This window comes from Pseudomonas sp. MEJ086 (genome assembly GCF_030209025.1).
In the GTDB taxonomy this organism is placed as follows: Bacteria; Pseudomonadota; Gammaproteobacteria; order Pseudomonadales; family Pseudomonadaceae; genus Aquipseudomonas; species Aquipseudomonas fulva_A.
In genome coordinates this window covers 137,977-151,207 of record NZ_JARVSV010000024.1, presented here as the reverse complement: position 1 = coordinate 151,207, position 13,231 = coordinate 137,977, and the positions used below count along the sequence as shown (strand labels likewise).

At 64.9% G+C, this 13,231-nt stretch carries 15 protein-coding genes; 6 read left to right on the top strand and 9 right to left on the bottom strand.

Annotated elements, in window-relative coordinates; translation table 11 throughout:
* Positions 1 to 28: 28 nt before the first annotated feature.
* From prmC to QRN22_RS15790, 4 genes are all read left to right on the top strand, one after another.
* On the top strand, positions 29 to 862 hold the full coding sequence (gene prmC / locus QRN22_RS15805) for a peptide chain release factor N(5)-glutamine methyltransferase (RefSeq protein WP_042556222.1): 834 nt from the start codon (positions 29 to 31) through the stop codon (positions 860 to 862).
* Positions 855 to 1,622, top strand: a complete 768-nt coding sequence (locus QRN22_RS15800) for a molybdopterin-synthase adenylyltransferase MoeB (RefSeq protein WP_042556223.1) — start codon at positions 855 to 857, stop codon at positions 1,620 to 1,622. Before prmC ends, QRN22_RS15800 begins: the two co-directional genes overlap by 8 nt.
* The gene (murI, locus tag QRN22_RS15795) at positions 1,615 to 2,403 is read left to right on the top strand and encodes a glutamate racemase (protein ID WP_042556224.1); all 789 of its coding nucleotides are present in this window, start codon (positions 1,615 to 1,617) and stop codon (positions 2,401 to 2,403) included. The genes QRN22_RS15800 and murI overlap by 8 nt, the downstream gene beginning before the upstream one ends.
* Positions 2,404 to 2,632: 229 nt before the next feature.
* Positions 2,633 to 3,151 (top strand): acyloxyacyl hydrolase, encoded by a 519-nt coding sequence (locus tag QRN22_RS15790; protein ID WP_042556225.1) that lies wholly within the window; start codon positions 2,633 to 2,635, stop codon positions 3,149 to 3,151.
* Positions 3,152 to 3,237: 86 nt separating this feature from the next.
* On the opposite strand, the gene QRN22_RS15785 is transcribed toward QRN22_RS15790, so the two are convergent.
* From QRN22_RS15785 to QRN22_RS15750, 8 genes are all read right to left on the bottom strand, one after another.
* Complete coding sequence (locus tag QRN22_RS15785) at positions 3,238 to 3,555, bottom strand: YkgJ family cysteine cluster protein (RefSeq protein WP_042556226.1); 318 nt, start codon at positions 3,553 to 3,555, stop codon at positions 3,238 to 3,240.
* Positions 3,556 to 3,594: 39 nt separating this feature from the next.
* Positions 3,595 to 4,098 (bottom strand): DUF2878 domain-containing protein, encoded by a 504-nt coding sequence (locus QRN22_RS15780; protein WP_042556285.1) that lies wholly within the window; start codon positions 4,096 to 4,098, stop codon positions 3,595 to 3,597.
* Between the two features lie 112 nt (positions 4,099 to 4,210).
* Positions 4,211 to 4,978: an SDR family NAD(P)-dependent oxidoreductase gene (locus QRN22_RS15775; RefSeq protein WP_042556227.1), complete on the bottom strand. Its 768-nt coding sequence runs from the start codon at positions 4,976 to 4,978 to the stop codon at positions 4,211 to 4,213.
* Positions 4,975 to 6,423: a deoxyribodipyrimidine photo-lyase gene (phrB, locus tag QRN22_RS15770; RefSeq protein WP_042556286.1), complete on the bottom strand. Its 1,449-nt coding sequence runs from the start codon at positions 6,421 to 6,423 to the stop codon at positions 4,975 to 4,977. Before phrB ends, QRN22_RS15775 begins: the two co-directional genes overlap by 4 nt.
* 11 nt (positions 6,424 to 6,434) lie before the next feature.
* Positions 6,435 to 7,379: a MerR family transcriptional regulator gene (locus QRN22_RS15765; RefSeq protein ID WP_042556228.1), complete on the bottom strand. Its 945-nt coding sequence runs from the start codon at positions 7,377 to 7,379 to the stop codon at positions 6,435 to 6,437.
* Positions 7,376 to 8,344 carry a YbgA family protein gene (locus QRN22_RS15760; RefSeq protein ID WP_042556229.1) on the bottom strand — a complete coding sequence of 323 codons (969 nt, stop codon included), beginning with the start codon at positions 8,342 to 8,344 and terminating at the stop codon, positions 7,376 to 7,378. Before QRN22_RS15760 ends, QRN22_RS15765 begins: the two co-directional genes overlap by 4 nt.
* 131 nt (positions 8,345 to 8,475) lie before the next feature.
* The gene (locus QRN22_RS15755; RefSeq protein ID WP_042556230.1) at positions 8,476 to 8,703 is read right to left on the bottom strand and encodes a TIGR02450 family Trp-rich protein; all 228 of its coding nucleotides are present in this window, start codon (positions 8,701 to 8,703) and stop codon (positions 8,476 to 8,478) included.
* The gene (locus tag QRN22_RS15750) at positions 8,700 to 9,692 is read right to left on the bottom strand and encodes an NAD(P)/FAD-dependent oxidoreductase (RefSeq protein ID WP_042556231.1); all 993 of its coding nucleotides are present in this window, start codon (positions 9,690 to 9,692) and stop codon (positions 8,700 to 8,702) included. Before QRN22_RS15750 ends, QRN22_RS15755 begins: the two co-directional genes overlap by 4 nt.
* A gap of 269 nt (positions 9,693 to 9,961) precedes the next feature.
* Between QRN22_RS15750 and QRN22_RS15745 the strand changes: the two genes are divergently transcribed.
* Both QRN22_RS15745 and hemH read left to right on the top strand, forming a co-directional pair.
* The gene (locus tag QRN22_RS15745) at positions 9,962 to 10,861 is read left to right on the top strand and encodes a TIGR01777 family oxidoreductase (protein ID WP_042556232.1); all 900 of its coding nucleotides are present in this window, start codon (positions 9,962 to 9,964) and stop codon (positions 10,859 to 10,861) included.
* Between the two features lie 14 nt (positions 10,862 to 10,875).
* A complete protein-coding gene (hemH, locus tag QRN22_RS15740; RefSeq protein WP_042556233.1) occupies positions 10,876 to 11,907 on the top strand; it encodes a ferrochelatase in 1,032 nt (343 codons plus the stop codon).
* Positions 11,908 to 11,953: 46 nt separating this feature from the next.
* Here hemH and QRN22_RS15735 read toward each other — a convergent pair whose 3' ends face one another.
* Complete coding sequence (locus QRN22_RS15735) at positions 11,954 to 13,231, bottom strand: uracil-xanthine permease family protein (protein ID WP_042556234.1); 1,278 nt, start codon at positions 13,229 to 13,231, stop codon at positions 11,954 to 11,956.

The window sequence follows — 13,231 nt, the reverse complement described above, 5'->3', positions numbered from 1 at the left end:
AGCGAGTTCCCACGAAAGGCGGTGCGTCATGGCTTCCATTGAGTCTCTATTGAACGCCGCCGAACTGCCGGACTCGCCCAGCGCCCGTGTGGATGCCGAGCTGTTGCTGGCCCATGCCCTTGGCAAGCCGCGCAGCTATCTGCGCACCTGGGCGGATCGTGAGGTCGAGGCCGACGCGGCTGGGCGATTCGCGGCCAGCCTGGCGCGCCGACGTGAGGGCGAGCCGGTGGCTTACATTCTTGGCCGACAGGGCTTCTGGAGCCTGGATCTGGACGTCGCGCCGCATACCCTGATTCCACGCCCCGATACCGAGCTGCTGGTGGAAACCACGCTGGCGTTGCTGCCGGGCGGCCCGGCGCGGGTGCTCGACCTGGGCACCGGCAGCGGCGCCATCGCCCTGGCCCTGGCCAGCGAGCGCCCGGCCTGGCAGGTGACCGGCGTCGATCGGGTCGAGCAGGCCGTGGCCCTGGCGCAAGGCAATCGGGCGCGCCTCGGCCTGGACAACGCCGCCTTTTTATCCAGCCACTGGTTCGAAGGGCTGGGCGGCGAGCGCTATGCCGCGATCGTCAGCAACCCCCCCTATATCGCCAGTGACGACCGTCATCTGGGCGAGGGCGATGTGCGCTTCGAGCCGAGCAGCGCGCTGGTATCGGGCGTCGATGGGCTGGACGATATCCGTTCGATCATCGAGCAGGCGCCGGCGCATCTGATGGCTCCCGGCTGGTTGCTGCTCGAACATGGCTTCGATCAGGCCGAGGCGGTGCGTGCGTTGCTGAGCCAGCGCGGTTTTGCCGAGGTTCACAGCCGTCGCGATCTGGCCAGTCATGAACGCATCAGCCTGGGGCGGTGGCCGCATGAATGAACACTTGAGTGATGAAGAGCTGCTGCGCTACAGCCGGCAGATCCTGCTGTCGCAGGTCGATATCGACGGCCAGCTGCGGCTCAAGGGCAGCCGTGTGCTGATCGTCGGCCTCGGTGGGCTCGGTTCGCCGGTAGCGCTGTATCTGGCGGCGGCCGGGGTCGGTGAGCTGCACCTGGCGGATTTCGACAGCGTCGACCTGAGCAACCTGCAGCGGCAGATCGCCCACGACACCGCGAGCATCGGGCAGAGCAAGGTGGATTCGGCGCTGGCGCGGCTGGCGGCGATCAACCCGGGGATCCAGCTGCGTGCCCACCGCCAGGCGCTGGATGCGGACTCCCTGGCCGCAGCGGTGACGGCGGTCGATCTGGTACTCGACTGCTCGGACAACTTCACCACCCGCGAGGCGGTCAACGCGGCCTGTGTCGCTGCCCGCAGGCCGCTGGTCAGTGGCGCCGCGATCCGCCTGGAAGGGCAGTTGTCGGTGTTCGACCCGCGACGCGCCGACAGCCCCTGTTATCACTGCCTGTACGGCCATGGCAGCGAAGCCGAGCTGACCTGCAGCGAAGCCGGTGTGGCGGGCCCGCTGGTCGGCCTGGTCGGCAGCCTGCAGGCTCTCGAAGCGCTGAAGTTGCTGGCCGGTTTCGGTGAGCCACTGGTGGGGCGGTTGCTGCTGATCGATGCTTTCGGCTCGCGCTTTCGCGAGCTGCGGGTCAAGCGCGATCCGGGGTGTGCGGTCTGTGCGGGCAATGCCCATGAGTGAAGCGCCGATTGGGGTGTTCGATTCCGGTGTTGGCGGCCTCACCGTACTGCGCGAGATCCGCAGCCTGCTGCCGCAGGAGTCGCTGCTGTATGTGGCCGACAGTGGTCATGTGCCCTATGGCGAAAAGAGCGCCGAGTACATCCGCGAGCGTTGCCGCGCCATCGCCGAGTTCCTGCTGGCCCGCGAGGCCAAGGCGCTGGTGCTGGCCTGCAACACCGCGACCGTGGCCGGCGTCGCCGAACTGCGCTCGCTTTACCCGCACTTGCCCATCGTCGCCATGGAGCCTGCGGTGAAACCGGCTGCCGCTGCGACCCGTTCCGGCGTGGTCGGCGTGCTGGCGACGACCGGCACGCTGAAAAGCGCACGCTTCGCCGCGCTGCTCGACCAGTTCGCCAGCGATGTGCGGGTGGTCACTCAGCCCTGTCCAGGCCTGGTGGAGCTGATCGAAGCGGGAGAGCTGGACGATCCGCGGCTGCATGCGTTGCTGCGCGGCTATGTCGACCCACTGCTTGCCGAGGGCTGCGACACGCTGATTCTCGGCTGCACCCATTACCCTTTTCTCAAGCCCTTGCTGAGCCAATGGCTGGACCCGTCGATCAGCCTGATCGACACCGGCGCCGCCGTCGCCCGGCAACTGCAACGGTTGTTGGGGGAGAGAGGGTTACTGGCTGCCGGCCCGGCAGCGCCAGACCGTTTCTGGTGCAGTGGCGATCCCGCACTCATGCAGAACGTCATGCCGCGTTTGTGGGGCCATGCCGAACGGGTAAACGGCTTTTTCTGAACAGCCGGTCAGCCGCGGTCTTCCGACCCGCCATCGTTTTCACCTCTCCCCAAACGCTGCCGTGCAGGGCTCTAGCCCGGGGGCTGGCAGGCACGCGCTGGAAACGCCCGTGGGCCAATGGCCATTAAATATTTTTAGAACAAATGGAACTTAGCTAAAGTCTGTAACTATAGTTTTCCCCGTGCCGCACTTAAAACAATCCGTGATCCCTATAAAAAGGATGTTTCCAATGAAGAAGCTGGTTGGCTTGGCCGCTGCAGTTGCGTTGTCTCTTGGCTCGGTAACAGCAGTTCAGGCCGCAGGTTTGACCTTTTCCGTGGGTCAGTCTGGTGATTCCACCATGGTTTACCGTCTCGGTGCTCAATTCGATTTCAACAGCCGCTGGTTCGAAAGCAGTGTCGGCCATCTGGGCGGCTACTGGGACGCCGGCTACACCTACTGGGAAGGTGACGACACGTCGACCAACCACAGTGTTTCCTTCGCACCGGTGTTCGTTTACGAGTTCGCCGGGCAGAACGTCAAACCCTACCTGGAAGCCGGTATCGGTGTGGCAGCGTTCTCCAGCACCAAACTCGAGTCCAATGACCTGGGTTCTTCGTTCCAGTTCGAAGATCGCATCGGCGCGGGCCTGCGTTTCGCCGGTGGTCATGAAGTCGGTATTCGTGCGATCCACTATTCCAACGCCGGCATCAAGAAGCCCAACGATGGCGTCGAGTCTTATGCCGTGCATTACCGTCTGAATTTCTAAGCGGCTTTCTCGCAATACCGGAACCGGGCCTCGCGCCCGGTTTTTTATGCTCGCCGCACGTTCACGGCCAGTTGGCTGACGTGCTGTCAGCGGTAGATGCTGGAAATGCCGCGACGCTCTTCCAGGCACTCGGGGGCGCCCAGTTCGAATTCGCGGCAGATCAATGGGCGCACCTCGTAGATGGTGCAGCGCATGGTGTCGCGATCCAGGGCCGCGCACCAGCCGTCATCCAGACGGCGCATCACCTCGCCGCCCCAGTCATCGTTGTCGATGAAACGCTCCGGCACGCCGGTATCGGTGATCAGCATGACTTCCAGCTGACAGCAGCAGGCCGCGCAGGTGCTGCAGCTGACCTCGGTGCTTTCGGGAATCTGCGTGTGGGGGATGTAGTGGTTGGCGCTCATCGGCGTAGTTTACGCCAGGTGCCGTCGCAAGGCGTGGGTTCAAGCCGAGTGGTTGTTCGCTGCATGCAGTCGGGCGAAGCCATGCAGCACCGGCAGCATGGCCGCCCAGATCAGTGCCAGCAGAATCAGGGTGGCAGCGCTGCCATAAGGGAAGTTCACGCCATCGAGGCTGGCTGCCGCGTAATAGTGCAGCGGCGCGAGGCAGGCGCCCAGCAGGCTGGCGCGCCACCAGGGGCGAGCGGTCCAGGCCAGGCAATGGCACAGGGTGCTGCCGAGCAGCAGCCAGGTCAGGGCCAGCCAGAGGGGAATCAACTGGCGCGGTTCGCCGAAGTCGAACAGGCCGAACTGCAGCAGAAAGCTGTCCACCGCACTGCCGAACAGGAACACGCTCACCAGCAGCTTGCCTTCGCGTTGCCAGCTGCCGATATGCAGCAGGTGCACCAGCATGATCACTGCCACCAACCACAACCAGAGGCCGCCGCCAGCTATGCAGGCGAACCAGCCGATGGCGAAGAGCAGCGCGTTGAGCAGGTTTCTGGGCACCGAGAATTTCCGATAGTCGCGATAAATCAGCCGCTGATGGCAGCGACGGCTGTGCAAGAACGGCGATGGTGCCTTCGTGGCGGGCTGCGCTGCAACCGCCCCGGTGGTTTCATTACGTGTCGCGGTCCTTGCGGGCCAGCCATTTGCCGAGTGCCAGTTGCAACCGGGCGGGCAGCCGGCCGAGCAGGCCCAGTGCAGCGATGAACGGGCCGGGGAAGGCGATTTCCAACGGGCGAGCGTCGAGTCTGTCGGCGATGTGATTGGCGGCTTTGCCCACGGACCAGCGCATGGGCATGGGAAAATCGTTGTTCTCGGTCAGCGGCGTATCGACGAAGCCGGGGCTGACCACGGTGACGGCGATGCCTTCCTGGGCGAGGTCCACGCGCAGGGACTCGAGCAGATAACGCAACGCCGCCTTGGATGCACCGAAGGCACCGGCGCCAGGCAGCGGCACGTAGGTGACCGCGCTGGCCACGCCGACCAGGTGCGCCGACTCGGCCTGGCGCAGCAACGGTAGTGCCGCGACGATGCAGTGGCTGGCCGAGAACAGGTTGGTGCGCATTACCCGCTCCACCGTGTCTGCTTCGAAGTTGCTGGCATCGATGTACTCGCAGGTGCCAGCGTTGAGAATCGCGCAGTCCAGTGCGCCCCACTGTTCGGTGAGGTGGGCGGCAATGGCGTTGACCTCGGCGGTTTCATTGAGGTCGCCGGGCAACACCAGTACCTGGTCAGGAAAACGTGCCGCCAGGGTCCGCAGCGGTTCTTCACGGCGTGCACTCAGGGCCAGGTGATGACCATCACGCAGCAAGCGTTCTGCCAGGGCATGACCGATGCCACTGCTGGCACCGGTGAGCCAGATCCGCTTGCTGAAGGCGCTCATGCGAGCTCGCTGGCCGAGGGCAGGTTCTTGAACGCGTCCAGAGCGCGCTGGCGACTGGCGCGCAGGTCGACGATGGGCAACGGGTAGTCCGGGCCGCTGCCGAACAGGCCTTTCTGCCCCTTGCTACCGGCGTGCGGGTCGTGAATCGCCTTGTCGCTGAGTTTGGCCAGTTCCGGCAGCCAATGGCGGATGAAACGGCCATCCGGGTCGAAACGCTGGGACTGGCTCACCGGATTGAAGATGCGGAAGTAGGGCACCGAGTCGGTGCCGGTCGAGGCACTCCACTGCCAGCCGCCGTTGTTGGCGGCGAGGTCGCCGTCGATCAGGTGGCGCATGAAGAAGCGCTCGCCCTCGCGCCAGTCGATCAGCAGGTTCTTGGTCAGGAACATCGCCACCACCATACGCAGGCGGTTGTGCATCCAGCCGGTTTCCAGCAACTGGCGGATCGCCGCGTCGATGATCGGGATGCCGGTGCGGCCTTCCTGCCAGGCCTGCAGATGCTTGCTGGCGTTACGCCAGGGCAGGGCTTCGGTCTCCGGGCGGAAGGCTCGGTGCATGGAGACCCGTGGGTAGCCGACCAGAATGTGGTGGTAGAACTCCCGCCAGATCAGCTCGTTGACCCAGGTGACGGCACCCTGATTGCCGCTTTCGAACTCGCCCTGGTTGTTGTTCAACGCCGTGTGCAGGCACTGACGCGGCGAGACCACGCCCGCCGCCAGGTAGGCGGACAGTTGGCTGGTACCGGGGCGTGCGGGAAAGTCGCGGTTGTCGTGATAGTCCTCGATCCATTCATCGGCGAAGCGCTGCAGGCGTTCACGAGCGACCTGCTCGCCGGCCGGCCAGGTATCGCGCAGCGCCTGGCTTGGCGTTTCGAAGCCGGCAACGCTGTCCGGCACCTGGTCGGCGTCGATGTTCAGCTTCGTCTGGGCTTTCGGCAATGCCACCAGGGGCGGCAGCGCACTGTGCAGGCGCTGGTAACAGACGCCACGGAACTGGCTGTAGACCTTGAAGTAGGTGCCCGTGCGAGTCAGTACGCTGCCGGGCTTGAACAGCAGGCGGTCGAGGTGGCTGTGGAAGTGGATGCCCAGCTCATCCAGCGCGGCGGCGACATCCCGGTCACGGCGGGCCTCGTTGACGCCGTATTCCTCGTTGGCGTGCACGGCAGAGGCTTCCAGTTCCTGCGCCAGTTTACCGAGTACCTCTGGCGCGGCGCTCCATCGATCCGCCTCGCGAATCAGCAGCGGCACGTTGAGGCGCTGCAGTTCCAACCTCAGTTCGGCCAGGTTGCGCAGCCAGAAATCCACCTTGCTCGGTGCATCGTCGTGCTGGCGCCACTGAGCCGGGCTGAGCAGGAACACCGCGACCGTAGGCCCGGCCTGCATGGCTGCGGCCAGCGCGCTGTTGTCGGTGACGCGCAGGTCGGTTCGAAACCACATCAGTTGCAACATGAGTCGTCCTATTCGAGCAGATGGCGATCGGCGAGCGTCTGCAGCGCTGCCAGCGGATCGGCCATGAAGGTAATGTCTGCGCCCGGTGGCGCACTGGCGATCAGTCGCTCACCACGTGCCGGGTCTTGTACCCCGATCAGCAGGCAGGGAATGCCGTGGTCGCCGAGCCAGTGATGCAGTGATGACTCGGCGTCGGGGTTGGCGTCCGCCTCGCAGAACAGCAGCAGGGCGCGGGGTTGCAGGCGGGCGATGGCCAAGGGCAGCTCGCTGGGCGGAATCGGCCCGTCGAAGGCGTCGACCGGGCAGCCGGCGGTGCCGATCAGCCAGGCGCACAGCCACAGCTGCGGCGACATCGGCACCTGGCAGAGATTGATCAGCAGCAGCGGCTTGCCACTGTGCTGACGGTTGTCGTGGTAGACCCGTGCGCCGAGCTTGCTGCGCAACCAGCTGTGCAGGAACAGCCGTTCGGTCTTCGCGCCGGGGCGCTGCGGCCAGCGTTCTTCGAGGGTTATCAGCAGCGGCAGGAGCAGGTGCTGGCAGAGAATCTGTGGCGGATAGAGCGACAGTTCGGCGTTGAAGCGTTCGTCCAGCTGACGCTCGTCGAGCAGGTGGATGGCGTGGCACAGCTGTTCACGTTTTTCCTGCCATTGCGACGCCTGGTCGGCGGGCAGCGGCTGATCCGCTCGCAACAGGCCCTTGACCTGGCCGACCGATACGCCGCGATTGAGCCAGCCGAGTACGGCCCGGATGGTCTGCACCTGCTCCGGGGAGTACAGGCGGTGACCCTTGGCGGTGCGGTGCGGGACGATCAACCCGTAACGGCGCTCCCAGGCGCGCAGGGTGACCGGATTCACGCCGGTCAGGCTGGCGACGTCGCGGATCGGCAGGTAGCCGTCGGCGATGGCGTCGCGATACGTCTCGGCACCTGGCTCGGCAGAGGTCTGCTGGTTCATAGGGCGTTCCGCAGGCTGAGGTTTTCCGGGTGCGGCTGCAGATACACCTGCTGGGCGATGTAGCTGTCGGGGTGTTGCCGAAAGTGGTGCTTGAGCAGTGTCAGCGGTACCACCAGCGGCACGATGCCCTGCCGGTACTGACCGATCAGCTGCTGCATTTCCTGTTTTTCTCCGGCGCTCAGGGAGCCCTTCAGGTAGCCGCTCAGGTGTTGCAGCACGTTGGCGTGCGTACCGCGCGTCGCGCAGCGTTTCAGTGCGATCATCAGCTCGCCGATGTAGTGCTCCGCCAGGCTCGGCAGATCCTGCCCGGACAGGTCGCCGAGCAGGCGGCCGAGGCGTTTGTAGCGCAGTGGATCGGTGGCCATCAGCAGGTACTTGTGGCGGGCATGGAACTCGATCAGCTTGCCGCGGCTCAGGCCGGACTGGCAAAGCGCCTGCCACTGCGCGTAGGTGAATACCCGGGTCAGGAAGTTCTCGCGCAGCACCGGGTCGTTGAGCCGGCCATCCTCCTCGATGGGCAGGTTCGGGTGGCGCTCGCACAGCACGGCGGTGTACAGGCCACGACCTTTCGGCTCGCTGGGGTGACCGTTGTCCTGATAGACCTTGACCCGCTCCAGGCCACAGGACGGCGACTGCTGCATGACGATGTAGCCGCAGATTGGCGGCAGATCGGCAGCCACCTGCTCGCCATAGGCGGTCAGCGCCTCGGTGTGATCCTTGTCGGGGTGCACGGTGCCCACGGCGCGGGGTGATGCCGGGTCGCCGACCAGGCGGATCGGCTCGCGCGGCGTACCCAGGCCGATGGCGACTTCGGGGCAGAAGGGGACGAACTCGAAATAGTCGCGCAACTGATCCAGGCACAGCCTGGAGGCCTTGTGGCCGCCGTTGTAGCGTACTTCGGCACCGAGCAGGCAGGCACTGACGCCAAGCTTGGGTTTTTCGCGGTGGAGCGGGCTGACGGGCATGGCGCACCTTCGAGAATGTGCTTGTACAAGGATTTATTTTTGTACAAGTTTCATTTCATCTTAAGCGCGATCTTGTACAAGTCAAATGCTGTGTACAGCCTCAACCCGATACAGGACCAACGGGCGGCGTTTCAACGCCAGCCCATCTTCCAGTTGTCGGCATCCTGAAGAACGCGCCAGTCGATGCGCTGGGCACGCTTGCTGAGCACGGCCTGCAGCTCGACTTCCAGCACCGTGCCTTCTTCGTCGCAGAACAGTTCGGTGACCAGAAAGTGCTTTTCGCGGTTCTGTGGCGTGGCTGCCGTCCACTTGGACAGCAGCAGCTTGCGCGGGGTGAGGCGATGCCTGGCGGTGTTCATTGATTGTGCGCGATCAGTTTGCGGGCCACTTCCTGGCCGCTGAGCCAGGCGCCTTCGACCCGGCCGGACAGGCACCAGTCGCCGCAGGCGTAGAGGCCCAGATCGGCATCGGCCAGGGCACCCAGTTGATGGGCCGCCGCCGGCCGGGCGTACAGCCAGCGATGGGCCAGGCTGAACACCGGGGCCGGTACGGCGCAGCCGATCATTTCCGCGAAGGCGCCATGCAGGCGCTCGATCACCTGCTCCTTGGACAGATCCAGATGTTGGCGGCTCCAACTGCTGCTGGCGTGCAGCACCCAGGTGTCCAGGGTGGTATCGCGGCCCGGTTTGCTGCGATTGCGTGCCGTCCAGTCGAGTACCTCATCCTGCACGAAGCAGCCTTCCAGAGGCGTCTTCAGCGGTTCTTCGAAGGCCAGCGCCACCGCCCAGGTCGGCTCCATGCTGACTCCGGCCACCGTTCCGGCGAGCTTGGGTGCGGCTGCCAGCAGGGCACTGGCCTGGGGCGCCGGGGTGGCGATGACGACGTGGCTGAATGGCCCGTGGCTTTCGCCATCCGCATCGAGCAGATGCCAATGTTGTTCACCGCGAAACACCTCGGTGATGCGGCAGGAGAACTTCACCGGCAGGGCGCCGAGCATGGCGCGGGTGATGGCGCTCATGCGCGGTTTGCCGACCCAGCGTATCTGCTCGTCTGCCGACGGGCTGAGCGAACCATTGGCGTACTGGTAGAGGCTGGGGGTCCATTCCTCGACCCAGCCGCGGGCCTGCCACTGCTGAACGGCAGCGGCGAAGCGACGGTCTCGGGCGGTGAAGTACTGAGCGCCCAGGTCCAGGGCGCCAGCGTCGCTGCGCTTGCTGGCCATGCGGCCGCCGCTGCCGCGACTCTTGTCGAACAATTGCACCGGGTATCCGGCGGCATGCAGGGCCTCTGCCGCGGACAGGCCGGCGATGCCGGTACCTATGATGGCGATGGGGGCTGTGCTGGTCATGTCTACCTCACGTGCTGTCGGGCTGTCGCAACTGCATGTCGACAGGCCGCTGGGCCCCAAGGCTACGCCTTGGACATGGCTCATACAATGTACAATTGATGTATAAGCTTATGTCCGGTCGGCCAGTATCCGCAGCCAGGGCATCTATTCTTCAGAATAGGCACGGGCGGCAATAGTTTCCCCGTTTCTGTCGACGGTCTGTTCCGAGGTGCGATTCGCCCTCTGTCAGCAGCGTCGAATTCCGGAGCACAAACAGTGAGGAATCTGCCATGCATATCCTGATCACCGGCGGTACTGGTCTGATCGGCCGCGCGCTTTGTCACCAGTGGATCGAACAGGGGCATCGACTGACCGTGTGGAGTCGTCGCCCGGAGCAGGTGGCCATGCTCTGCGGTACTCGCGTACGGGGTGTCGGACGGCTCGAGGATATCGGCGACGAGCCACTGGATGCCGTGGTCAATCTGGCTGGCGCGCCGATCGCCGACCGCCCGTGGAGCAAGGCACGCAAGCAACTGCTGTGGGAAAGCCGCATTCAACTGACCGAGCGCCTGCTGGCCTGGCTGCAGAGCCGTGAGCAGAAACCGGCCGTGCTGTTGTCCGGCTCGGCTGTTGGCTGGTATGGCGACAGTGGCGAGCACATCGTCGACGAGCAGTCGCCGTCGGGCGCCGATTTCGCCGCGCAGCTGTGCGTGGCCTGGGAAGACACCGCGCAGCAGGCCGAGGCCATGGGCATTCGCGTGATCCTGCTGCGCACCGGCCTGGTGCTGGCGAAGCAGGGTGGCATTCTCAAGCGCTTGGTCACGCCATTTCGCTTCGGGCTGGGCGGCCGTATCGGCGGTGGCCGCCAATGGATGCCGTGGATTCATATCGCCGACCAAATCGCCCTGATTGATTTTCTCTTGCAGCAGGAGCAGGCGCGCGGTCCCTATAATGCCTGCTCGCCGCACCCGGTACGCAACGGCGAATTCGCCAGCGAGCTCGGCCATGCCGTGCACCGGCCCGCCATCGTGCCGCTACCGGCCTTTGCGCTGCGCGCCGGCCTGGGTGAGATGTCGCTGCTTCTGCTGGGTGGCCAGCACGCCCTGCCGGTCAGGGCGCAGGAGGCCGGCTTCGAATTTCGTTTCACTCATCTGGACGTGGCTCTGGTGGATTTGCTGAGCCTTCATTAACAGGATGACATTGCATGACCGATCACGCCTTACTACTGGTCAACCTCGGCTCACCGGCCTCAACCGACGTCGCGGATGTCAGGAGTTATCTCAACCAGTTCCTGATGGACCCTTATGTGGTCGATCTGCCGTGGCCGCTGCGGCGGTTGCTGGTGTCGCTGATTCTGATCCGCCGCCCGGCGCAGTCGGCCCATGCCTACGCATCGATCTGGTGGCCGGATGGTTCGCCGCTGATCGTGCTCAGCAAGCGTCTGCAGGAGGCGATGAAAAGCCAGTGGACCCATGGGCCGGTCGAGCTGGCCATGCGCTATGGCGAGCCCTCGCTGGAAACCGTACTGACCCGCCTTGCCAGCCAGGGCATCGAGCAGGTCACCCTGGCGCCGCTGTATCCGCAGTTCGCCGACAGCACCACCACGACCGTGATCGAAGAGGCCAAGCGCGTGGTGCGCGAGCGTAAGTTGCCGATCCGTTTCGCCATCCTGCAGCCATTCTTCGACGATCCCGACTACCTCGACGCCCTGGCCGAGAGTGCCCGGCCTTATCTGCAGAAGGATTTCGATCACCTGCTGTTGAGCTTCCACGGCTTGCCGGAACGTCACATCCGCAAGCTGGTGAAGCACATCGACCCGAAGCACGACCTGCGTCGGCCTGACAGCGTGGGGGTCAGCGACGAGGTGCTGGCGCGCTGTTACCGCAGCCAGTGCCAGCGCACCGCCGAGGCGTTCGCTGCGCGCATGGGGTTACGGCCCGAGCAGTGGTCGGTGTCGTTCCAGTCGCGGCTCGGCAAGGACAAGTGGATTGAGCCCTACACCGAAGCGCGCCTCGACGAGCTGGCCGCTCAAGGCGTCAAGAAGCTGCTGGTGATGTGCCCGGCCTTCGTTGCCGACTGCATCGAGACCCTGGAGGAGATTGGTGATCGCGGCCGCGAGCAGTTCGTGGAAGCGGGGGGCGAGAGCCTGGAGCTGGTGCCTTGCCTGAACGACCACCCGGACTGGGCGGCGGCACTCAAGCGGCTTTGCGAGCGAGCCCCGCAAAGCATGGTGTAAGGCCACGCGCCCGGCTGCTGGAGCCGGGCGCGATGGTGCTCAGCGCTTAGATATCTGGCGCGTCGTCCGCGCTCTTCTTCTTCCAGCCATCGTTGCCCGGCAGGATCAGATTCAGGGCGATGGCGACGATGGCGCACAGGGCGATGCCCTTCAGGCCGAAGTCGTCCGGGCCGTCACCGGTGCCGATCAGCACGCCACCGATACCGAACACCAGAGTCACCGAGACGATCACCAGGTTGCGCGCCTCGCTGAGGTCGACGCTATGGCGGATCAGGGTGTTCATGCCTACCGCGGCGATGGAGCCGAACAGCAGGCAGAGGATGCCGCCCATCACCGGTACCGGAATGCTCTGCAGGATGGCGCCGAACTTGCCGATGAAGGCCAGGGTGATGGCGAAGATCGCCGCCCAGGTCATGATCTTCGGGTTGTAGGCCTTGGTCAGCATCACCGCGCCGGTGACTTCCGCGTAGGTGGTATTGGGCGGGCCGCCGAACAGACCGGCTGCCGACGTGGCCAGGCCGTCACCGAACAGAGTGCGGTGCAGGCCCGGCTTCTTCAGGTAGTTCTTGCCGGTGACGCTGCCCACCGCGATCACGCCGCCGATGTGCTCGATGGCCGGAGCCAGGGCCACCGGTACGATGAACAGAATCGCCTGCCAGTTGAAGGCCGGTGCGGTGAAGGCCGGCACCGCCAGCCAGGGCGCGTCGGCAACATGGCTGAGGTCGAGGGCGCCGAAGTAGATCGACAGGGCGAAGCCCACCAGAATGCCGGAGATGATCGGCACCAGACGGAAGATGCCGCGCCCGAAGACGGCGACGATCAGGGTGGTCAGCAGGGTCGGCATGGAAATCCACATCGCCGTGCTGTAGGGCAGCAGTACGCTGCCGTCACCGGCTTTGCCCATCGCCATGTTGGCGGCGATCGGTGCCATGGCCAGGCCGATGGAAATGATCACCGGGCCGATCACCACCGGTGGCAGCAGGCGGTCGATGAAACCGGTGCCCTTGATCTTCACGGCCAGGCCGAGAAAGGTGTAGACGAAGCCGGCCGCGACCACGCCGCCCATGGTTTCCGCCAGGCCGAACTGGCCCTTGGCGAGAATGATCGGGGTGATGAACGCAAAGCTCGACGCCAGGAACACCGGTACCTGACGGCCCGTGACGATCTGGAACAGCAGGGTGCCCAGGCCCGCGGTGAACAGTGCCACGTTGGGATCGAGGCCGGTGATCAGCGGCATCAGCACCAGGGCGCCGAAAGCCACGAAGAGCATCTGCGCACCGGACAGCACCTGACGCCACAACGGATCGTTGAATTCGTCGCGCAT